Source organism: Novosphingobium kaempferiae (assembly GCF_021227995.1).
Lineage (GTDB): Bacteria > Pseudomonadota > Alphaproteobacteria > Sphingomonadales > Sphingomonadaceae > Novosphingobium > Novosphingobium kaempferiae.
The window spans coordinates 255,202-276,635 of the sequence record NZ_CP089301.1 but is presented as its reverse complement, the minus strand read 5'-3'; the positions used below and the strand labels follow the sequence as shown (position 1 = coordinate 276,635).

Sequence of the window (21,434 nt, the reverse complement as noted above, 5' to 3'; positions counted from 1 at the left end):
CGTGACTTACCCCGCCTTGCCCGGCCCGCTGCCGGAGAAGGCGTCGGAGATCGAGCAGGCCGCCGGGCCGAGGATGACGACGAACAGCGTCGGCAGGATGAACAGGATCAGCGGCACGGTCATGATCGCGGGCAGGCGCGCGGCCTTTTCCTCGGCGCGCATCATGCGCTCGTTGCGGAATTCGGCCGAGAGCACGCGCAGCGCCGAGGCGAGCGGGGTGCCGTAGCGTTCGGTCTGGACCATGGTGGTGACGACGCCCTTCACCGCGTCGAGGTTGACGCGATAGGCAAGGTTCTCGAACGCCGCGCGGCGCTCGGTGAGGAACGACAGCTCGATCGAGGTCATCGAGAATTCGTCGCCCAGTTCCGGATAGGCGCGGCCCAGTTCGCGCGAGACGCGCTCGAAGGCGGCGTCCACGGTCAGGCCCGCCTCGGCGCAGATGACGAGCAGGTCGAGCGCGTCGGGCAGGCCCTTGCGGATCGCGTCGGTGCGCTTGGATATCATGTTCTGGATGTAGACGTCCGGGCCCTTGTAGCCGGCGAGCACCATGAACGCGAAGGCCATGAACTTCTTGAAGGTCGACCAGTCCGGGAAGTAGTTGATCCCGTAGATCACCGTCGCGGCGATGGCGCCCAGCACGATCGGCGCGACGAGGCGGGCGAAGACGACCGCGACGGCCCATTCCTTGTTGCGGATGCCCGCCTGCGCCAGCTTCTGCTCGATCGTCTTGATCTGGCTGTCCTGGAGCATCTTCGCCTTGCCCAGGAACGCGCCCATCTTGTCGGTGGTGTCGTTCCGGCGGATCAGGCTCTGGCGCTTGCGGGCGGTGGTGACGATGCCCGCCTTGAGCTGCTCGCGCCGGGCGTTCAGCGCCTTGACGCGCTTCTGCATCGGGTCGCGGATGGTGATCGCGGTGTAGATCGCGAACAGCACCGCGGCGGCCGCGACGATGGTGAGCAGCGTGCCGATGTACGTGACATCGAAACCGAGGAGGGTGGGACCGGCGGGTTGATCGAGCATGTGCTGGTCCTCAGATCTCGAAGCTGACCATCTTGGCCATGATGAAGGCGCCGATACCCATCCAGATGGCGCCGCCGATACCGGCGACGATCAGGCGCTCGTCGATGAAGAACTGGCCGATGTACTGCGGGCTGATCCACCAGATCAGGCCGAAGACGATGAACGGCAGCGAGCCGACGATGTAGGCGGATGCCTTGGATTCCGAACTCATCGCGCGGATCTTGAGCTTCATCTGCGCGCGCTTGCGCAGTACGTCCGACAGGTTGGCGAGCGTCTCCGCAAGGTTGCCGCCGGTCTCGCGCTGGATGGCGAGGGTGATGCAGAAGAAGTTGAATTCCGGCATGTTCAGGCGGTCGGCGGTTTCCTGGAGGGCGTCCTCCATGGTCTTGCCCACCTTCATGCGATCGGTGATGAGCTTGAATTCCTCGGCCACCGGGCCGGGAATTTCCTGCGAGACGATGGTGAGCGTCTCGGACACCGGCAGGCCGGAGCGCAGGCCGCGCACCAGCAGGTCGATGGCGTCGGCGAACTTGACGGTGAAGGCGTTGCTGCGGCGCTTGATGAAGTGGCCGACGACGAGGTGCGGCAGGCCCGCGCCGACGAAGACGCCGAAGGCGAGCGCGAGGAGCAGCGCACCGCTCTTGAGGAACAGCAGCAGCGTGATGATCGCGCCGAGGCCGATCGAGCCGTAGAGGTACTGCTGCATCGTCCACGGCAGGCCCGAACGGTGCAGGCGCAGCGCCAGCGCTTCCGCGCGCGAGGCGGAGCCCGCGATCTGGTGGATGCGCGGCTTGCGGGCGGCGACGGCACGGCGCATCTGCGCCTCCAGCCGGTCGCTCGCGCGGTCCGAATGGCGGAAGCGCACGGACTTCAGGCGGCGCGTCGATTCCTTCTGCGGCGACGGTCCCGAAAGGATCGCCCAGAGGAGCAGCGCGGCGCCGGTCAGCCCGGTCGCGACTATGATGACCTGAAGGAAGTTCATAGTCTTTCCCGACCCTTACGAGGTGGCCTGTACCTTCTTCTTCGCCTTGGGCATCATCGCCTTGAGGTCGAACTTGCCCAGCAGCGACGGCTTGGCGACGACCACGTCCTCACCGGTGTCGGCGATCTCGCGGGCGAGGTCGCGCAGCACGGCGCCCGCCTTGGTCGCGCGGTTGGCGTCGGCGAACGTCTGGCCGAGCTTCGCGGCCATCGACGCGGACTTGAGGTCGTAGGGGATCGACAGATCGACCTTCGTCTCGATCGAGGCTTCGAAGTCCGCCTTGCCGATCTCGGCCAGCGCCGTCTGCACCTTGTTCGCCACCACGATCACGCGGGTCTGCGGCGCATGGGCGCGGAACCACGAGAGCAGGCGGATGGTGTCGCGCGCGGATGCCAGCGTCATCTCCGTCACCAGCACCGCGACGTTGAGGTCGGCGACGAGCTGGGGGAAGTTGATGAGCATGTTGCGCGGCATGTCGATGACCGTCATCTCGAACGCCTGGCGGAATTCCTCCTCCAGCTGCACGAAGGCGGAGCCGTCGGTCAGCAGCGGCGCGTTGATCGGCGCCTCGGCGGAGAGGATCGCGAGGTTGTCGTTCGCGCGGATCATGGCGCGCTCGATGAACAGGCCGTCGATGCGGCTGGGATTCTCGATCGCGTCGGTCAGGCCGCGGCCCGGTTCGAGGTCGAGGCACAGCGCGCCGGTGCCGAAGTGGATGTCGAGGTCGAGCAGCGCGGTCGGCAGCTTGAAGTCGGCGCTGAACAGCCATGCCAGCGAGGTGGCGATGGTCGAGGCGCCGACGCCGCCGCGCGTGCCGATGACGGCGGTCGAGATATGCGACTTCGATCCCGCCGCGTCGGCGACGCGCGGAGTGGAGAACACCGCCTGCGCATGGGCCAGCGCATCGCGCACGGCGGCGGGCTGGAGCGGCTTGAGCAGGTAGTCGTGGATGCCGCTGGCGACGAGGTCGCGATAGAGGCGCACGTCGTTGACCTGGCCAACCGCGACGACGACCGTGCCCGGCTCGCAGACTTCGGCGAGGGCGTTGATGTCGCTCAGCGGATCGCCGCTCTCCGACAGGTCGACGAGCAGGATGTTGGGGCTGGCGGAGATCGACAGCGACTGGACCGCGTTGCGCAGGCCGCCCTTGTGGCACTTCTCCTGCTGCCAGCCCATGTCGCTCGCGATCGGGCGCAGCACTTCGAGCGACGCCTCGTCGCACAGGAATGCCGCGAACTGGTCGCGCCCGCCGGGGCCGCCCGACTTCCAGGGTGCGTTCATGGCCATCAGTTCCCCTTGCTGCCGGTCTGCGCGACCGCGTTGCCCTTGCCGGTGGTCGGCGCGTCACGGTATGCGCCGATGGCCTTGTTGGAGGTCATCACCACGGTCGATCCGGTCTCGGTCTGCCCGTGGACGAGATCCTCGGGGTTGGCGACCATGGCGGCGAGGTTGGAATTCACCGCGCAGCCGTAGTTGGTCGAAGTGGCGTTGTTCGGGTTGAAGTCGCTCTTGGCCGACCAGTCCGGGCAGCCCGGGACCGAGGCCTTGGCGCGGCTGATCGTGATGCGCGCGGTGCCCGCCGGGACGGTGCCGGTCGAGACCGTGGCGTCGTCCAGCACGAAGCCGTAGCGCTGCGCGACGGCGGCGACGGCGGCGCGGGTGGCCGGGCTCGAATCCGGATCGTCGACGACGATGTGGTCGCCGTACTTGAGGTTCATCGCCTCGAACCAGCCGGCGAGGCGGCCCTGCTCGCCATAGGCGAGGCCCGAGCCGCTCGTCGTCACGTCGAGCGCGAAGGAGGTCTTCTCCACCACCGGCTGATGCACCGAGTACATCGAGCGGTTGGTCGGCACCCCGCCGCACGCCGAAAGCGCGAGGCCGAGCGTCAGGACGAGAGCGGCGGATGCGATGGAAGTCTTGCGCATGATGGTCACCTGTCCCGTTAGAAGCTGAAGCCGGGCTTGGCGGCGTCGCTGGAGGCGGTCCGCTTGGCCTTCTTGCCGCCGGCCTTCGACGGCACGCCCTTGTCCGCCGCGCCGACGCCGGGTCCTGTCGCGCCGGAGGGGGCCTGCGTGGGCTCGGGACGCCTGGCCCCGCTCGCGCCGTCGCTGTCCATGTTGCCGAGCAGGCGCTGGAGTTCGTTCGGCGAATTGAACCCGTCGGTCGGCAGGGCCACCTGCGAGGCCGAGTTCATCGGCTGGACGAGGTAGGGCGTGACGATGATGACCAGTTCAGTCTCGCCGCGACGGTAGCCGGTCGAGCGGAACAGCGAGCCGAGGATCGGCAGGTCGCCCGCGCCCGGCATCTTCTGGATGGTGTTGGCGGTGTTGTTGCTCAGCAGGCCCGCGATCATGAAGCTCTGGCCCGAGCCGAGTTCGATCGTCGTCTCGGTGCGGCGCACGGTCAGCGCGGGCACTTCGTAGCCGTTGAGCGTGACCGAGCCTTCGCTCGACAGCTCGGAGACCTCAGGGCGCACGCGCATCGAGATGCGGCCGTTGGTCAGCACGGTGGGCGTGTAGCTGAGGCTGATGCCGTACTTCTTGTACTCGATCGAGGTGGTGCCGAGCGCCTGGCTGATCGGGATCGGGTATTCGCCGCCCGCGAGGAAGTCCGCCGTCTCGCCCGAAAGCGCGGTGAGGTTGGGCTGCGCCAGCGTGCTGACGAGGCCGACCGTCTCGCCCGCGTCGAGCGCGCCGAGCAGGTCGAGGCCCAGCACCTTGCCGGTGAGGCCCAGCGTCGTGCCGTTGGTGCTCGGGATCACGTTGGTGATGCCTTCCGAAGCCTCCTGACCGATGCCGAGCGGGCCGCCGGGGACGTACTGCGGGAACTTGCCCGAGCCCTGGCCGATCACGAACTTGGTGCCCGAGGTTGGGTCGAAGCTGGCGATGTTGACGCTCAGCGACTTCACCAGCGAACGGCTGACTTCGGCGATGCGGACCTGCAGGTTGACCTGCAGCGGCGTCGCGATCTTCAGGCGGCTGATGACGTTGGCTTCCTTGCCCGCGTAGGCCTGCACCAGACGTTCGGCTTCCGCCGCGTCTTCCGGGTTCTTGATCGTGCCGGTGAGCAGGAACGTGCCCGAACCCATCGTCGAGACGCCGATGCGGGCATCCGGGATGGCGAGGCGCAGCATCGAATCGACGCTGTCGAAGTTCGAGCCCACGCGCACCGTGCCCGACCAGACGACCGCGCCCGAGGCGTTGCTGGCGTAGACCGTGGTGGTGCCGCCGGCCTTGCCGAAGACGTAGAACTGCTTGGGCGACTTCACCTGGACGTCGGCCACGGCATCGTTGGCGACGAACACGTCGGTCATCGAACCGGGAACGTTGATGAGCTGCCCGTTGCCGATCGAGAGGGTGACGTCCTGCGTCGGGCGGACGACCGACCCGGCGGTCTGGGCATCGGCCGAAGCGATACCCGTGACGGCCAGCGGCGCGAGTGCGGTGGCGGCCAGGGTGGACTTCAGCATGGACTTGAGAAGGCTGCGCTTCATCGTGATAGCCCCAAAGGGTGAGAAACAGGCGGCAGGCGCGGTCTTCACGGCTTGCCTACGGATTCGACGGTAGTGTCCTTGCCGCGTGTCACGCGCACGACAGGGCCGGTGCGCACGGGCACGGCGGCGACCATCTGCGGGGCGGGGCCTGCCGCCGGAGCGGCGGGGGCGGGCGCGGACGAGCCCTGCGCCGGGCGGCTGGAGCGCTGGAAGCGCGAGACGTCGGCGCCGGTGACGTAAGTGGTGGCGCCGTCGAGCGGGCGGTTCATCGCCTGGCTCATGAACTTCTCTTCCTGCTCGCGCGTAGCGCCTTCGGGCACCTTGACGTCGCCGCTGGCGAGGATGCGGTCGAATTCGCCCTGGTTGTCGGCGATCGAGCGCAGCGAGAGGCTCAGCTGGCCGATCTGCTGGGCGACGGCGACCTTCTCGGCGATGCGCGGGGTGACCTCGATGGTGACGGTGCGGAAGCCCTGGACCACGGTCTTGCCGTCCTCGACGGTGCTGGCGGTGGCCTGGTCGGTGGCGAGGACGCGCAGGTTGCGCAGGATCGTCTCGGCGGTGCGCAGCGATTCGCCTTCGCCCTTCACGTCCTGCGTGAGGACGAGGTCGATGCGGTCGCCCGGGAACACGAAGCCGCCGACGCCGGTATCGGCCGAGACCGAGATGGTGACGGCGCGCATGCCCGGCCCGAGCGCGGCGGCGAGGAAGCCGCGATCGCCCGGCGCGACGAGCGCGCCCTGGGTCAGCGGCTGGCCGGCGGTGATCGGAAAGCGCACGACGGTGCCGAGCAGCTTGGTCATGTCGGCCTGCCCGTCGACGTAGTAGGCGTCCTGGACGAGGTTGTTCGGCCAGCTCTGGAAGGAGACCGAATCGGCAGTGATGATCGTGCCGACCGGAAGCGCGCGCTGGGCGACCAGTACCTTGGGGCCTGCCGGGTCCACGGCGGGGACGGCCCCGGCCTGCGGCGCTGCGCCGCCCGCGAACATCGACCTGGCGGCAAACGCGGTGAAGGCTGCGACGAGCAGCGCCACCGCGAGCAGCATCACTTTCTTCCTGTCCATGGCTATGGAAGCCCCTTGCAAAAAATCCCCGAACTCTTCGGGCTTATGCGGTAAATTGGTTAAGAACGGGTTCACCCCGTTCTGTGCGTAAACCGGGTTAGTTTCAGCCCGTCAGCGCGGCGAAGCGCGCGGCGGCGAGGGTGTGCGCACCCATCACCCAGAGCGACGCGGCGGCGATGGCGATGCCGTAGGGAACCTCGATCCTGGACCTCTGGCGGCGCATGATGTGGCGCATCCCGAACAGGAACCACGCCATCACCACGAGCGCGATCACCGGCACCACCCAGATGCCGGGCAGGGCGGCGGCGATCGCCTCCATCGTCGCGGGCGCAACCACCGGGCGCTTCATGGCGACGGCGAAGACGATGGCGCAGGCGCACCAGACCCAGGCGAAGGCGACCAGCCCCGCCAGCGTGTCGCGCACCGATTCGCGGCGGCCGGGCGTCATGTTGAACGCCGCCATCGCCAGCGATGCGCCGCCGCCCAGCACCGCCATCAGCACGACGAGCTGCATGAAGGTGGCGGGCGTGAACCACAGCGCCAGCGCGGTCAGCAGCTTGACGTCGCCGCCGCCCATCTGGCCGATGGCGAAGAGCGCACAGGCCACCGCGAAAGTGGCGAGCGCGAGGCCGAGCTGGATGCCGATGTCCATCGGCCCGAATCCCATCGCCAGCCACCACAGCGGCGCGGCGATCGCGATCCCGGCGTTGAGCCAGTTGTCGATGTGCCGCGAACGCAGGTCGGTCAGCGCCGCGACGAGCAGCGCCGTTGCCAATGCCGCCAGCAGTGCGTAGGAAAAAAGAGCGCCCGTCATGCGTTAGTCCCCATCGGATCGGGATCGCTCTACTCCGGGAACCGCTACCAAATAGTAACCACGACCTGAGGCGCCCGAACCCCGTGACTTCCGCCGTCGAGAGTCTCCTTCACTCCCCCGCCCGCCGGGCGATCCCGGCTGACGCCCGCGAATCGCGCTGGGCGCCTCCCGACGGGCACCTGCTGCGCCGGATCGACTGGACGAGTGGCAGGCGCGGCTCGATCCTGTTCATGCCGGGGCGCGGCGATGCCTACGAGAAGTGGCTGGAGACGCTCGACGGCTGGCACCGCGAGGGATGGCACGTCACCGCGGCGGACTGGCGCGGACAGGCGGGCTCCGGTCGTCTGGGCCGCGACGCGACCACCGGCCACGTCCCCGACTTCGCGCTCTGGGTGGAGGACTATGCGGCGCTCTTCGCCGACTGGGCGGCCTCGACGCCGGGGCCGCACGTCGCCGTCGCGCATTCGATGGGCGGGCAGATCGTCCTGCGCGCCGTGGCCGAGGGCAGGGCGCGGCCCGATGCGCTGGTGCTGTCCGCGCCGATGCTGGGCATCCATCCGCAGTGGGTGCCCGCCAGCGTGCTCCACCGCGTCGCGCGCGGCATCGTGCGGCTCGGCGATCCGCGTCGTCCGGCGTGGAAGGGCGGCGAGAAGCCCGGTGCGCAGCCCCGCGCCCGCACGCTGCTCCTCACGCATGACGAGGGCCGCTACGACGACGAGGACTGGTGGCGCCACGCGCGCCCCGCCATCGCCATGGGCGCGGCAAGCTGGGGCTGGATCGAACGCGCGCTCGCCTCGATCCGCTCGCTGGAACGGCGCGGCGTGCTGGAGGCGGTGAACGTGCCCGTGCTGCTGCTCGGCACCAGCATCGACGGCCTCGTATCCTGGCGCGCGATCCGCCGCGCCGCCGCACGGCTGCCCAAGGGTGAACTCGTCGCCTTCGGCAGCGAATGCCGCCACGAGATCCTGCGCGAAGTCGATCCCGTGCGCGACCGCGCGCTGGCGGCGATCAGGGACTTTCTCGATCGGCGCGCGCCCCGGCCCTGATACGCATCCCTGTCGTCATTGCGAGCGCAGCGAAGCAATCCAGCGGCATAGCGCTGCGCCGGATTGCTTCGCTGCGCTCGCAATGACGAGGGGTTTCAATCGGCCGCCATATTGCTCTAGGGGCTGAGCGCAATGGAAGCAGCGTTCGATATCGCCATCGTCGGGGCCGGCATGGCCGGGGCATCCCTGGCCGCCGCGCTGTGCGCGAAGGGCGTCGGACGCGTGCTGCTGCTGGAGGCGGAGGAGCGCCCCGGCTACCACGCGACCGGCCGCTCCGCCGCGTTCTGGACCGAGAGCTACGGCGGCCCCGGCGTGCAGCCGCTGACCACCGCCTCCGGCCCGATCCTGCGCGACCTTGGCGTGGTGACCCCGCGCGGCGCGCTGACGCTCGGTCGGGCGGGGCAGGAGCGTGAGGTCGCCGCCTTCGCCGCCCGCTATCGCGCCGCCGGGGTCGAAGTCCACCTGCTCGATCGCGCCGAAATCGCCGCCCGCGTTCCCGCCCTGCGCGGCGCATGGACCTGCGGCGCGCTGGAGCCGAGCACCTGCGACATCGACGTTGCCGCACTCCATCAGCACTACCTTGCCGAAGCACGGCGCGGCGGCGTGGAACTGTGGTGCCGCGCCGGGCTCACCGCCGCGGAGCGCACTGCTGGCGGCTGGATGCTCACACTGGCGGACGGCCGCGTCGCGCAGGCGGGCATGCTGGTCGACGCTGCGGGCGCATGGGCGGACGGCGTCGCGCGGCTGGCGGGCCTCGCGCCCCTCGGCATCGCACCCTATCGCCGCACCATCGCGCAGGTCGCGGTCGCCGCGACCGTGCCCGACGATCTGCCGCTGGTGCTCGATGTCGCCGAAAGCTTCTACTTCAAGCCCGAGAGCGGCCGTCTCTGGCTCAGCCCGCACGACGAGACGCCGAGCGCGCCGTGCGACGCCGCGCCCGAGGAGATCGACGTCGCCCTTGCCATCGACCGTTTCGAGCAGGTGGTGGACTGGCCGGTCGAGCGGGTCGAGCACCGCTGGGCGGGCCTGCGCTCCTTCGCGCCCGACCGCCTGCCGGTCTACGGCTTCGCACCGCAGGACGCGGCATTCTTCTGGTTCGCCGGGCAGGGCGGCTTCGGCATCCAGACCGCGCCCGCCGCCGCCGACCTCGCCGCCCGCCTGCTCACGGGCGAAGCGCCGGGCGCCGTCGATCCCGCGCCCTACGACCCCCGGCGCTTCGGTTAACGCGACCGTCACCGAACTTGCATCGAGGCGTGCGACTTGCTTCTCTCCGCACGGGAATGAACCCCAGGAGGAGAGTCGCGATGGCCCACCGTTTCGAGATCCGGAAGAACAAGGCCGGAGAGTTCGTCGCCTATTTCTGCTACAACTCCGAGACCATGTTCTGGACCGAGGGCTACTCCAGCAAGGCGAGCGCGAAGAGCGCCATCGAATCGCTCAAGAAGAACGGCCCGGCCGCCGAAGTGGTCGACACCACGACAGATTAGGCCTCACTCCGCGTTGGGGGCGTCGGGAACGGCTTCGCGATTCCTGCGCCCCGGCGCGACGAAGTGCCAGGCGAGCAGCACCGGCTCCAGCACCGCCATGCCGATGAACACGCTGAGCAGGCGTTGCAGGCCCGGCGCGATATGCGCATCCGCGTAGCTGTCGGGCACCAGCACCACCATCACTGCCAGCGTGAACTGGAGGCCGAGGTAGGTCACCTTCGGCATCCCGTTCTCGATATGCCGCCCGATGACGATGCCGATGCAGGTGCCGAGGATGAGTACCGGCGCGCTGCCCTGCGCCGCCAGCAGCACCACCAGCGCCAGCGCCCCGCCTGCAAGGCAGCCGACCGCGCGATGCAGCAGGCGGCGCGAGACCGGCACGAAGCCGCTCGCCCCGATGCCGGCAACGGGCACGATCATCACCGCCATGATCGTCACCGCCGCCTGCGCCATCTGGGGAATGTCGAACAGCGCGTGGAGCAGCGGCAGCGTCGCCATCGCAAGACCCGCCTGCGAGGCATGGCGCGCTGCGTGCGGGTGCCAGCCCATCCGCTCCGGCGGCGCCTTGCGGTCCATCCACCAGCGCTTGCCCGCCAGCGCGCCCGCCGTCAGGCTGACCAGCGTGCAGGCGACGGTCCCCGCGACCACCTCCAGCAGCCGCGTCTGCGCGAAATGCATCGTGTCGAGGTGGGGGCGCTCGATCTTGTCGAACAGGATCATCTCGAAAGTCAGCCCGAACAGCAGCCACGCATAAGCGCGCCGCGCGGTCAGCATCCCGTAGAGCCCGACAGCGCCGACGACCTCCGCTGCAACCATCGCCAGCGGCACCGAGCGCGCCGCGTAAGGCACCACCAGCAGCGCAAGGCCCGATCCCAGCGCCGTCCCGACGATCCGCATCACCCCGCGCACCAGCGTTTCCGCCACGTCGCTCTTGAGCAGCACGAAGGCGCTGAATGCCGCCCACGACACCATCTCCGCGCCGATGGCATGGGCGATCACGATGGCCAGCAGCACCGAGGCGACGCACGCCCACTCATCCGCCATCCGCGGCCCGGGCGTGACGAGCGCGCGCAGTTCGGTGTTCAGGGTTTTCGTCAGGGCCGGTGACAGGAGGGGCATCGGGAAACCGTAGTGATTGCGCCCGCCCAGTTGAACCCCTGTCGCCGCAACTTCGTCAATGCGAGTGCGGCGGAGCAATCCGGAGTTGCATCAGGTCGCGCTGGATTGCTTCGCTGCGCTCGCAATGACGAAGCGGGGGAGGACGCAGCTCTGAACCGGAGAAGACCTCAGGCCGCAGCCTTCGCCGCGTCGCTTGCCAGTTTGTCGACGCGTTCGTTTTCGACGTGGCCGGCGTGGCCGCGGACCCATTGCCATTCGACCTTGTGGCGGGCGGCGGCTTCGATCAGGTCGTGCCAGAGGTCGGCGTTGCGGACCGGCTGCTTGCTGGCGTTGATCCAGCCCTTCTTCTTCCAGCCGTGGACCCACTTGGTGATGCCGTCGATCACGTACTTGCTGTCGGTGAAGAGGGTGACGTCGCAGGGCTCGATCAGGGCGTTGAGGCCCTTGATCGCGGCGGTCATCTCCATGCGGTTGTTGGTGGTGTCCGGCTCGCCGCCCGACATTTCCTTCTCGTGCGGGCCCATGCGCAGCAGCACGCCCCAGCCGCCGGGGCCGGGATTGCCCTTGCAGGCGCCGTCGGTGAAAATCTCGACCTGCTTCATGCGAATACCCCTGCGTTCGCCGGGTTCGCGTAGAATTCCAGCCTGCGCGCGAAGGCCATCGGATCCTTGGGCGTCACGAGTGCGTCGGCGGGCGTGTTGAGCCAGTCGTAGGCGCGGGTGGCGAGGAAGCGCATCGCCGCGCCGCGCGCCAGCACGGGCAGCGCGTCCTGCTCCGCCGCGGCCAGCGGGCGCACGGCGATGTAGCCTTCGAGAAGGGCGTCGGAAAGCGCAGGGTCGAACCGCGCGCCGTCAGGGCTGAAGCACCATGCTGCGTGTGTCACGGCAACGTCGTAAGCGAAGAGATCGGTGCAGGCGAAGTAGAAGTCGATGAGTCCTGTAACCTTGTCGCCGAGCATCAGCACATTGTCGGGAAACAGGTCCGCATGGATGACGCCGCGTGGCAGATCGGTGGGCCAGCTTGCCGCGAGCAGCGCCAGTTCGCGCTCCACGATCGCCCCCAGTTCAGGGTGGATCGATTCGAGCCCTTCGCGCCCGCAGTCCTTCAGCAGTTGCTGCCAGGCGGGGAGGGCGAGCGAGTTCTCACGCGAAGCGGGGAAGTCCTCCGCCGCCAGATGGATCTGCGCCAGCGCCCCGCCGACCGCGCGGGCCTGATCGGGGGTCGGTTCCGAGACAGAGACGCCCGGCAGGAACTCGATCAGCGCGAGCGCCTTGTCGCCATCGGGCGTGCGGTGCAGGCGGTGGCTCGCGCCGTCGCGGTCGTGCATCGTGCGCGCCACGGGGGCGCCGTGCCCGGCCAGATGGTCGAGCAGGTCGAGGAAGAACGGCAGGTCCGCGATTTCGGTGCGGCTCTCGAACATGGTCAGGATGAAGCGGCGGGCGGTGCCGTCCTGATCCGTCTCGATCAGCCAGTTGGAGTTCGAGACGCCTTCCGCGATGCCCTTGGCCGACGTCAGCGTGCCGACGTTGAACGCTTCGATGATCCCGGCCATCTCTTCCGCGCCGAGCCTTGTGTAGACTGCCATCGTGTCAGCGCACCAGCTGGCGGGGGAGCTTGAAGGTCATGTGCTCCTGCGCGGTCACGATTTCCTCGGTCGCGACGGTGCGCAGTTCCTTGATCCGGGCGATGACCTCGTTGACCAGTTCTTCCGGAGCGGATGCGCCCGCCGTCAGGCCGACGGTGGCGATGCCGTCCAGCCATGCCGGGTCGATGTCGGTGGCGCGCTGGATCATCCGCCCGGGAACGCCCGAGCGCTCGGCCACTTCGACGAGGCGCAGCGAGTTGCTGCTCTTGGGAGAGCCGATCACGATCACCAGTTCGCACTGCGGCGCGATCTGCTTGACGGCGGCCTGCCGGTTGGAGGTGGCGTAGCAGATGTCCTCGGCCTTGGGTGCGACGACCTGCGGGAAGCGCTCCTCGATGGCGCGGATGATCGCGTGGGTATCGTCGACCGAGAGCGTGGTCTGCGACAGGTACGACAGTTCCGTCTCGGGCGTGAAGGCGAGGGCGGCGACATCCTCGACCGTCTCGACCAGCGTCATGTTGCCTTCGGGCACCTGTCCGAAGGTGCCGATGACCTCGGGGTGGCCGGCGTGGCCGATGAACAGGATGTGGCGGCCCGCCTCGATCTGGCGCTCGGCCTGGCGGTGGACCTTGCTGACGAGCGGGCAGGTGGCGTCGAGCCACTCCAGCCCGCGTGCCGAAGCAGCGGCGGGAACCGACTTGGGGACGCCGTGGGCGCTGAAGATCACCGGAACACCGTCGGGCACTTCGTCCAGTTCCTCGACGAAGATCGCGCCCTTGGCCTTCAGGCTGTCGACCACGAACTTGTTATGGACGATCTCGTGGCGGACGTAGACCGGTGCGCCGTAAAGCTCGATCGCGCGCTCGACGATCTCGATGGCGCGGTCTACTCCGGCGCAGAAGCCCCGGGGAGCGGCGATCAGGAGGCGGATCGGGCTATCGGAACCGATCTGCGTCGTGGACTGAAAGGGCGCGTTCATGTTCGTCCCCCTAGCGCTTTGCCGCGCGCGTCGCTAGGGCAAGCGCACGCCATTCGAGGAAGTTCACGATGAATGCACGCCGCCTGTCCCTGACTGTCCTGTGCGCCGCCGCCGCGATGACCGCGCTGAGCGGGTGCAAGACCAAGGGCGAGATCGTGGTTGACCAGGGCGTCGGCATCACCGCCGTGCGTTCCAAGTGCCCGGCGGTGGGCATTCCGGACTACACCGGCGACATCACGACCTTCCGTGGCGCCGCCAAGACCGCCGACGCGATCGACGTCGTCGCGGCGATGACCAACGTGCGCCCGACCTGCAACGAGGCGGTGGGCGAGAAGGTGACCTCGACCGTGACCTTCGACGTGCTCGGCCGCCGCAGCGATACGGCAGGCGCGCGTCAGGTGACGCTGCCGTTCTTCGTCAGCGTGCTGCAGGGCGGCACCTCGGTCGTCAGCAAGCGCGTGGGCAACGTGACGCTCAACTTCGCGGACGGGCAGGCCCGCGCGCAGGCGACCGTCTCCACCAACGCCTTCATCGATCGCGGTGCCGCCACGCTGCCGGACGAGATCCGCGCCCGCATCACCCGCAAGCGCAAGGCCGGCGACACCGACGCCGCGCTCGATCCGCTGGCCGATCCCGAAGTGAAGGCCGCCGTCGCGCGCGCCTCGTTCGAGGTGCTGGTGGGCTTCCAGCTCGACGACGGCCAGCTCGCCTACAACGCGACGCGCTGATTCCTCTACGCAGGTTTACAAGGTTTACACGGTCCAGAGGGCAAACATGCCCTCCGGTCCCGATATGTGTCGCCTTGTGAGTTCGAAGTGTTGCCTTGTGGCGAAAACCGTCACTTTGGGTGTCGCCTTGTGCCCGTGAAGTGTCTCCTTGCGCTTCTTGCAAGGAGACAGGTGAGGCAGGTGTGCAGGCTTGCGGCATGGCCTCGAAATACCATGCCCGAGCGTCTGTAGGAAAACCGCCTCAGGTGGCGCGCGCGGCCTCTATCGCCGTGCGCGCGGCGGTCGCCATGCGCTTGCGGTCGGCGCGGTCTTCGGAGGAGAGCGGCGGCAGGAAGTGGATCGTCAGGTCCACTGGACGCACCCGCGCGAGGATGGCGAGCGCATTGTCCAGCCCCGGTTCCTCGCCAACCCATGCGATCCTGCGGGTTTCCGGGCCGTAGTCGAGCCAGACCGGCTGGACCGGGATGTCGAAATCACCCTCCATCGCCGACAGCAGCGAGGACTTGAACGCCAGCGTGCCGGTGCCGTCCGAGGTGGTGCCTTCGGGGAAGATCGTCAGCGCGCCGGTGTCGGCCAATGCGGTGCGCACCTGCGCGACCTGGGCGGCGACGCTGCGGCGGTCGTGGCGGGCGACGAAGACGGTGTCGTTGAGGCGGCAGAGCCAGCGCAGCGGGCCGATCTGGGCGAGCCCGTCATGCGCGACGAAGGCGGTGCCGGTGCTTCCCGCAAGGCCGAGAATATCCAGCCATGTCACATGGTTGGCGAGGAAGAAGGTGTGCCGCGCAGGCCTTGCGCCGCGCGTCCGCACGCGCAGTCCCGCGATGAAGCCGACGCCTTGCAGGAACCTGCGCGGGATCGGACGGCGGGCACTGAACGGCACCGAGAGGTAGTGGAGCGGCACGCAGAGCGCCAGCAGCGCCGCCATGGAGAGCAGGCGCAGCACGACGAGCGGCCAGCCCCAGAGCGCGATACGACGCTTCGGAAAGGGCATCGCCGCCGTCATGCGGACATCACCGGCGAGTGATGCTCTCGCCGTCCTCGCGGTCCAGCTTGACGCCGAACAGTTCCATGCGGTGGTCGACGAGGCGGAAGCCGAGGCGTTCGGCGATCTGGCGCTGGAGCGATTCCAGCTCGGGGTCCACGAATTCGATGACCTGGCCGCTCTCGACGTCGATCATGTGGTCGTGGTGGGCTTCGGGCGCGGCCTCGTAGCGGGCGCGGCCGTCGCCGAAGTCGTGGCGGTCGAGGATGCCGGCCTCCTCGAACAGGCGCACCGTGCGGTAGACCGTAGCGATGGAGATGCCGGGGTCGATCGCGGTGGCGCGTTCGTGCAGCTTCTCGACGTCGGGGTGGTCGGTGCTTTCCGAAAGGACCTTGGCGATCACGCGACGCTGTTCGGTGATGCGCAGGCCGCGTTCGGCGCAGAGGGCTTCGATGTCGATGGGTTGGTTCACGATGGACCTGTAGATAAAGAGAGAGGCGCACCGCCTAGATAAGGCGATGCGCCTGCGATCACAACCGAGTTGGGCGGCCGGTCACGGGACCATGGCAATCGATCGCACCTTTTGTCCCCGGAAAATCGCTGTTTCCGTAACGCGAGTGCGGATGCGTCGGGCCGTCAGTCCCGCGGCCGCCCGAGAGATCAGGCGGCTGCCGTCTTGGGCTTGCGACCGCGACGGGCGTTCGACTTGCGGCCCAGGCCGATCTTCTTCGCCAGTTCACGGCGCTTTTCGGCGTAGTTGGGAGCGACCATCGGGTAGTCCGCGGGCAGGTTCCAGCGCACGCGATACTCTTCCGGCGTCATGTTGTAGTGCGTCATCAGGTGACGCTTGAGCATCTTCAGCTTCTTGCCGTCTTCGAGGCAGACGATGTAGTCCGGCTTCACCGAAGCGCGCACCGAAACAGCCGGCTCGGGCTTTTCTTCCTCGACCACCACGGGACCGCCAAGACCGGCGAGGGCGCCGTAGACATTGGTGATGAGCGTGGGCAGATCTTCGACGGAGACGCTGTTGTTGCTGACATGAGCGGCAACGATGTCCGACGCGAGCGTGATCAACGTCTCATTCATGTCGGTCTGGATAGTTTCCATTTGTACTACGTCCTTTGGTGCGACCATTTTCTTCGGGGGGTTAACGGGCGTTCATTAAAGCCCGCTGATCGGCAGCATTGGACGATTTCGGATTGAAGTGCAAGTTACAATCAAAGTTGCACGCGACTTGCATTTATCCAAAAACAATCGGGAAATACGGTGAAACGTCCCGATTTAGCTCATGTCATACGCAAAAGTGATGGCGTCGAGCCGCTGTCCGCTTGGCGTTCGATAGTATTCGCGCCGTTCGCCGATCGGTACAAAACCGAAGTTCGTGTAGAGCGTTTCGGCGGGATTACCTTTTCTCATTTCGAGAAGGAGGCGGCGGGCACCGCGACTGGCGGCGTCGATTCGGAGGCGCTCCAGTAACGCACGGCCAATTCCCCGTCCGCGATCTTCGGGAGAAACGGCGAGGAGAAGCAGTTCCTCTTCCTCGAATCCGGTGCGCGAAAGAGAGAAACCGGCAGCGGATTCGCCATCCGCCGGTGTGTGTCCCTGGGCACAGAGCAGGTAATAGTGGGTATTGCCGAACTTCAACGCATCTTCGACTTGGCGGCGGTTCCACGCTTCGCCGTAGACCGGATCGAAGGCAGTGCCCATGACTGCCATGATCCTGTCGAGATCGTCGATCATGCGGCGCCTGCCGCAGCTTTTGCGGGCAGCTTGGCATCCGGGCCGCGTCCGTAGAGCGGGTGGATGTCGCTCGACAGCGCACCTGCGGGCAGTAGCGCAAAGGCGCGGGCATCGGGCAGGAGCGGCAGGGCATGGCCCGATCCGCGCGCGGCGACGAGCGCCTCGGCCTGACTACCGACCACGAAGTGCGCGCCGACAGTGGCGGCAGCGGCATCCGGGCGCTGCGATGACAGCGGGCTGGTGCTCGTACCTTCCGCATCGAAGGTCTCGACGAACCATTCGCCGTGGCCGCCGGTCGTCACCACCGCGAGCGGCTGCGCGCCTTGCGCATCGCGCGCCATCGCGGCGATCAGGGAGAGGGTGGGATAGCCGAGGACATCGGCACCCCATGCCAGCCCGAGGGCCCGGGCAGCGGCGAGGCCGACACGCACGCCGGTGAAGCTGCCGGGGCCGAGTGCGACGGCGATGCGGTCCGCACGGCCCTTGTTCGGAAGCGCCGCGATCATCGGCACCAGCGCCTCGGCATGGCCGCGCCCGAGCAGGCGGTATTCGCCCGCGACGAGCGTATCGCCTGCGAAAAGCGCCACCGAGCAGGCCTCGGTCGCGCTGTCGATCACCAGGGTCGTGGGCTCGGGCCGCACCGGGGACGGGGGGGAATCCTCGGGAGCGGCCGTCACGCGAATGTCTCGCGCCGCTTTGTCATCGCGCGATCAGGCCGCGCGGACTTCGCTGACTTCGGGGACGTAGTGCTTGAGCAGGCTTTCGATGCCCTGCTTGAGCGTCGCCGACGAGGACGGGCAGCCCGAGCAGGCACCCTGCATCGAGAGATAGACGACGCCCTCGCGGAAACCGCGATAGACGATGTCGCCGCCGTCGTTGGCAACGGCCGGGCGCACGCGGCTCTCGATCAGATCCTTGATCTGCGCGACGATGTCGGCATCGGCGGGATCGTCGCCGAAGTCCTCGTCCTCGGCCGGGACCGAGAAGCCGCTGGCGCTGCCACCCGCGAACAGGGGCGCTTCCGACACGAAATGGTCGAGCAGGATCGAGACGACCTGCGGGCGCAGCGAGGCCCATTCGACGCCGGGCGCGGCGGTGACCGAAACGAAGCTGCCGCCGAAGAACACGCCGATGACGTCGCCGAGGTCGAACAGCGCCTGCGCGAGCGGCGAGGCTTCCGCGTCCTCCGGAGAGAGGAATTCCCGCGTTCCCGCAGTCATGACCTGCCGTCCGGGCAGGAACTTGAGGGTCGAGGGGTTCGGCGTGGCTTCGGTTTCGATAAACATAATGCTCGCGATTTAGGTGAAGTGGACGGAGGGTCAAGTCCAAGACGGGTGAAACTGGCGTCGAAGTGACAGCGCTATTCACTGGCCCTTAAGGAGTCGCCTCCCTATACCTTGCTCGATGACGACCCCCACGCGCGCCGCCCGCTCGCTCCTTTGCCTGCTTCTTCTCGCCCAGGCTCCGATCCCGCTGCTGCTGGTGCCGGAGGCTCAGGCGCAATCCGCGGATGCTGTTCCGACCGGGGTGCCGCTGGGAGTACCGACCGCCGCACCGACCGTCGGTCAGGCCGATCCGTGGCTCTATCGCGGCAGCGACATTCCGCGCGATCTTGAATGGCACTTCGGCGAACTGCCGAATGGCCTCAAGTATGCAGTGCGCAAGAACGGCGTGCCACCGGGGCAGGTCTCGATCCGCATCCGCGTCGATGCCGGTTCGCTCTACGAGACCGATGCCGAGCGCGGCTATGCGCACCTGCTGGAGCACATGCTGTTCCGCCAGTCCAAGTACCTGCCCGAAGGCACCGCGATCGCCGCGTTCCAGCGCCTCGGCGCGACCTTCGGCAGCGACACCAATGCGGTGACCTCGACCACGCAGACCGTGTTCAAGCTCGACCTGCCGAACGCGACGCCGACTTCGCTGGACGAGACGTTCAAGCTGATGAGCGGCATGGTGACGGCGCCGACGCTGTCCGCATCCAACCTCAAGTCCGACCTGCCGATCGTGCTCTCCGAAATGCGCGAGCGCGGCGGGGCGTCGAAGCGCGTGCAGGACGCCATGCAGAAGGTGCTCTATTCGGGGCAGCTTCTGGCGAACCGCGAGCCGATCGGCACCGTCGAGTCGCTGACTTCGGCGACGCCGGACAGCGTGCGGTCGTTCTATTCGCGCTGGTATCGCCCGGACAACGTCGCGGTGATCGTCGCGGGTGACGTCGATCCGGCGATGCTGGAAGGCTACGTCAAGAAGTGGTTCACCGACTGGTCCTCGGCTGGTCCCAAGGCGGTGGCGCCGAGCTTCGGCGATCCGGTTGCGCCCGAGGGTGCGGACCCGAAGAACCCCGTCGGCGAGACGCGCGTGCTGGTCGAGCCCGACCTGCCGCCCTCGCTGATGTACGCGGTTCTGCGCCCGTGGCGTCAGGTGACGGACAACATCGCCTATAACCAGGGCCTGATGACCGACGCGCTGGGGCAGGCGATCATCAACCGCCGCCTCGAATCGAAGGCGCGGGCAGGGGGCAGCTTCCTCTCGGCATCGGTGAACCAGGACGACGTGTCGCGCTCTGCCGACGCGACGTTCGTGTCGGTGACGCCGCTCGGCGACGACTGGCAGGGCGCGCTGCGCGACGTGCGCGCGGTGATCGCCGATGCGCTCACCCGCGCGCCGACGCAGGCGGAGATCGACCGCGAGGCCGCGGAGATGGAAGTCGCCTTCCAGGTTCCGGTGGAACAGCAGCGGATTTTGCCCGGCTCCAAGATCGCCGACGACCTCGTCAACGCGCTCGACATCCGCGAGACGGTGGCCGCGCCGCAGGACGTGCTCGACATCTTCCGCAAGTCGAAGCCGCTGTTCACGCCGCAGGCGGTGCTGGAGCACACGCGCAAGCTGTTCACCGGCAACGTCACCCGCGCGCTGTTCACCGTGCAGAAGGACGGCGTGGCGACGGACAAGGAACTCCAGCTTGCACTCGCGCAGCCGGTGCAGGCCGATTCCAGCGTGCGCCTTGCCGCCAAGCCGGTCTCGTTCGAGAAGCTGCCCGCCATCGGTGCGCCCAAGCCCGCCGTCAGCGACGCGCCGACCGGCCTGCTGGAGATCGAGCAGCTGACGTTCGCGAACGGCGTCAAGGTCATGCTCTGGCCGGTGGCCGAGGAGCCGGGCCGCGTGATGGTCAAGGCGCGCTTCGGCGGCGGCTATCGCTCGATCGACCCCAAGGACGCGGCCTACATCACGCTCGGCAACTACGCGCTCGTCGGTTCGGGCCTCGCGACGCTGGGCCAGGACGACCTCGACCGTATCTCCACCGGTCGCAAGATGGGCTTCGACTTCCAGGTGCAGGACGCCTCGTTCCAGCTTTCGGCGGAGACGCGCCCGCAGGATCTGGCCGACCAGCTCTACCTCTTCGCGGCAAAGCTCGACCTGCCGCGCTGGGATGTCGCGCCGTTCACCCGCGCCAAGGCGGCGGCGAAGATCCAGTACGCGACGTACGCCACCTCGCCGCAGGGCGTGTTGAACCGCGACCTGCAGTTCTACCAGCGCGGCGAGGACCGCCGTTTCGCGACGCCGAGCCCGGCCGAGATCGAGGCGACGACGCCGCAGGGCTTCAAGCGCGTGTGGGGCAAGGCGCTGAAGGAAGGCCCGGTCGAGGTGCAGATCTTCGGCGATTTCGACAAGACCGCCGCGATCGCCGCGCTCGAGAAGACCTTCGGGGCGCTCAAGTCCCGCCAGCCCGCGCCGGTCACCGCCACCGAGGCGAAGGTCGACGTGCCGCAGCCTTCGGACAAGCCGATCAACCTCATCCACCATGGCGACCCGGATCAGGCGGCGGCGGTGATCTCCTGGCCGACCGGCGGCGGCGCCATGGGCATCCGCGAATCGCGCCAGCTGGAAATCCTGACGCAGCTCTTCACCAACCGCCTGATGAACGCGGTGCGCGAGAAGCTGGGCGTGTCCTACGCGCCTTACGTCTATTCGCAGTGGCCGGTGGACCTTGCGGCGGGCGGCTCGATCACGGCCATCGCGCAAGTCGATCCCAAGTCGGTGCCGGTGTTCTTCCAGACTGCCGACGAGATCGCGCAGGATCTCATCGCCAACCCGCCCTCGGCCGACGAACTCGCGCTCGTCACCGAACCGTTGCGCCAGCAGGTCACGCGCGCGGCGTCGAGCACCTCGTTCTTCATGAGCCAGCTCGAAGGCGCCACCAGCGACCCCTCGCGCATCGGCACCGTCCGCTCGGTGCTGAGCGACTACACCGTGACCACCCCGCAGGCGATGCAGGCGCTCGCCGCCCGCTACCTCGGCCGCGACCATTCGTGGCGGCTTGAGGTCATGCCCGAGGGCAAGGAGTCGAAGGTCGCGGCGAAGTAGGCGTCTCCATCAACCGATCGTCATTGCGAGCATAGC

Annotated in this window: 22 protein-coding genes; 5 read left to right on the top strand and 17 right to left on the bottom strand. The window is 68.0% G+C overall.

Annotation, left to right across the window (positions count from 1 at the left end; translation table 11 throughout):
* Positions 1–6 precede the first annotated feature (6 nt).
* The 7 genes from LO787_RS01310 to LO787_RS01280 form a co-directional block, all read right to left on the bottom strand.
* Positions 7–1,020: a type II secretion system F family protein gene (locus LO787_RS01310; RefSeq protein WP_232494093.1), complete on the bottom strand. Its 1,014-nt coding sequence runs from the start codon at positions 1,018–1,020 to the stop codon at positions 7–9.
* Positions 1,021–1,030: 10 nt separating this feature from the next.
* Complete coding sequence (locus tag LO787_RS01305; protein WP_232494092.1) at positions 1,031–2,002, bottom strand: type II secretion system F family protein; 972 nt, start codon at positions 2,000–2,002, stop codon at positions 1,031–1,033.
* 15 nt (positions 2,003–2,017) lie between these two features.
* Positions 2,018–3,283, bottom strand: a complete 1,266-nt coding sequence (locus LO787_RS01300; protein ID WP_232494091.1) for a pilus assembly protein CpaE — start codon at positions 3,281–3,283, stop codon at positions 2,018–2,020.
* 5 nt (positions 3,284–3,288) lie between these two features.
* On the bottom strand, positions 3,289–3,927 hold the full coding sequence (locus LO787_RS01295) for a CpaD family pilus assembly protein (RefSeq protein ID WP_232494090.1): 639 nt from the start codon (positions 3,925–3,927) through the stop codon (positions 3,289–3,291).
* Positions 3,928–3,944: 17 nt separating this feature from the next.
* Positions 3,945–5,495: a type II and III secretion system protein family protein gene (locus LO787_RS01290; protein WP_232494089.1), complete on the bottom strand. Its 1,551-nt coding sequence runs from the start codon at positions 5,493–5,495 to the stop codon at positions 3,945–3,947.
* 44 nt (positions 5,496–5,539) lie between these two features.
* Positions 5,540–6,556: a Flp pilus assembly protein CpaB gene (cpaB, locus tag LO787_RS01285; RefSeq protein ID WP_232494088.1), complete on the bottom strand. Its 1,017-nt coding sequence runs from the start codon at positions 6,554–6,556 to the stop codon at positions 5,540–5,542.
* Between the two features lie 103 nt (positions 6,557–6,659).
* Positions 6,660–7,370, bottom strand: a complete 711-nt coding sequence (locus LO787_RS01280) for an A24 family peptidase (protein ID WP_232494087.1) — start codon at positions 7,368–7,370, stop codon at positions 6,660–6,662.
* Between the two features lie 83 nt (positions 7,371–7,453).
* On the opposite strand from LO787_RS01280, the gene LO787_RS01275 reads away from it, so the two are divergent.
* The 3 genes from LO787_RS01275 to LO787_RS01265 all read left to right on the top strand — a co-directional run bounded on the left by LO787_RS01275 (position 7,454) and on the right by LO787_RS01265 (position 9,903).
* A complete protein-coding gene (locus LO787_RS01275) occupies positions 7,454–8,416 on the top strand; it encodes an alpha/beta hydrolase (protein ID WP_232494086.1) in 963 nt (320 codons plus the stop codon).
* A 132-nt stretch (positions 8,417–8,548) separates the two neighbouring features.
* A complete protein-coding gene (locus tag LO787_RS01270) occupies positions 8,549–9,640 on the top strand; it encodes an NAD(P)/FAD-dependent oxidoreductase (RefSeq protein WP_232494085.1) in 1,092 nt (363 codons plus the stop codon).
* An 80-nt stretch (positions 9,641–9,720) separates the two neighbouring features.
* A complete protein-coding gene (locus LO787_RS01265; protein WP_232494084.1) occupies positions 9,721–9,903 on the top strand; it encodes a YegP family protein in 183 nt (60 codons plus the stop codon).
* A gap of 3 nt (positions 9,904–9,906) precedes the next feature.
* Here LO787_RS01265 and LO787_RS01260 read toward each other — a convergent pair whose 3' ends face one another.
* The 4 genes from LO787_RS01260 to ispH all read right to left on the bottom strand — a co-directional run bounded on the left by LO787_RS01260 (position 9,907) and on the right by ispH (position 13,586).
* Positions 9,907–11,022 (bottom strand): FUSC family protein, encoded by a 1,116-nt coding sequence (locus LO787_RS01260; protein ID WP_232494083.1) that lies wholly within the window; start codon positions 11,020–11,022, stop codon positions 9,907–9,909.
* 167 nt (positions 11,023–11,189) lie between these two features.
* Positions 11,190–11,624 (bottom strand): ribonuclease HI, encoded by a 435-nt coding sequence (rnhA, locus tag LO787_RS01255; protein WP_232494082.1) that lies wholly within the window; start codon positions 11,622–11,624, stop codon positions 11,190–11,192.
* Complete coding sequence (gene thrB / locus LO787_RS01250) at positions 11,621–12,607, bottom strand: homoserine kinase (protein ID WP_232494081.1); 987 nt, start codon at positions 12,605–12,607, stop codon at positions 11,621–11,623. The genes rnhA and thrB overlap by 4 nt, the downstream gene beginning before the upstream one ends.
* 4 nt (positions 12,608–12,611) lie before the next feature.
* Positions 12,612–13,586 (bottom strand): 4-hydroxy-3-methylbut-2-enyl diphosphate reductase, encoded by a 975-nt coding sequence (gene ispH / locus LO787_RS01245; protein ID WP_232494080.1) that lies wholly within the window; start codon positions 13,584–13,586, stop codon positions 12,612–12,614.
* 68 nt (positions 13,587–13,654) lie between these two features.
* Between ispH and LO787_RS01240 the strand changes: the two genes are divergently transcribed.
* A complete protein-coding gene (locus LO787_RS01240; RefSeq protein WP_232494079.1) occupies positions 13,655–14,314 on the top strand; it encodes a hypothetical protein in 660 nt (219 codons plus the stop codon).
* Between the two features lie 241 nt (positions 14,315–14,555).
* Here LO787_RS01240 and LO787_RS01235 read toward each other — a convergent pair whose 3' ends face one another.
* The 6 genes from LO787_RS01235 to LO787_RS01210 all read right to left on the bottom strand — a co-directional run bounded on the left by LO787_RS01235 (position 14,556) and on the right by LO787_RS01210 (position 18,322).
* On the bottom strand, positions 14,556–15,305 hold the full coding sequence (locus tag LO787_RS01235) for a lysophospholipid acyltransferase family protein (RefSeq protein ID WP_232494078.1): 750 nt from the start codon (positions 15,303–15,305) through the stop codon (positions 14,556–14,558).
* Positions 15,306–15,324: 19 nt separating this feature from the next.
* Positions 15,325–15,768, bottom strand: a complete 444-nt coding sequence (locus LO787_RS01230) for a Fur family transcriptional regulator (protein WP_232494077.1) — start codon at positions 15,766–15,768, stop codon at positions 15,325–15,327.
* Positions 15,769–15,956: 188 nt separating this feature from the next.
* Positions 15,957–16,403, bottom strand: coding sequence for a Ros/MucR family transcriptional regulator (locus LO787_RS01225; RefSeq protein WP_232494076.1), 447 nt, complete (start codon positions 16,401–16,403; stop codon positions 15,957–15,959).
* A gap of 174 nt (positions 16,404–16,577) precedes the next feature.
* Positions 16,578–17,036: a GNAT family N-acetyltransferase gene (locus LO787_RS01220; RefSeq protein ID WP_232494075.1), complete on the bottom strand. Its 459-nt coding sequence runs from the start codon at positions 17,034–17,036 to the stop codon at positions 16,578–16,580.
* Positions 17,033–17,713: a tRNA (adenosine(37)-N6)-threonylcarbamoyltransferase complex dimerization subunit type 1 TsaB gene (gene tsaB, locus LO787_RS01215; protein ID WP_232494074.1), complete on the bottom strand. Its 681-nt coding sequence runs from the start codon at positions 17,711–17,713 to the stop codon at positions 17,033–17,035. Before tsaB ends, LO787_RS01220 begins: the two co-directional genes overlap by 4 nt.
* A 33-nt stretch (positions 17,714–17,746) precedes the next feature.
* Positions 17,747–18,322, bottom strand: coding sequence for a NifU family protein (locus LO787_RS01210; protein ID WP_232494073.1), 576 nt, complete (start codon positions 18,320–18,322; stop codon positions 17,747–17,749).
* Between the two features lie 118 nt (positions 18,323–18,440).
* Here LO787_RS01210 and LO787_RS01205 point away from each other — a divergent pair, with 118 nt between their 5' ends.
* Entirely contained in the window at positions 18,441–21,398 is a 2,958-nt protein-coding gene (locus LO787_RS01205; protein WP_232494072.1) for a M16 family metallopeptidase, read from the top strand.
* Positions 21,399–21,434 lie beyond the last annotated feature (36 nt).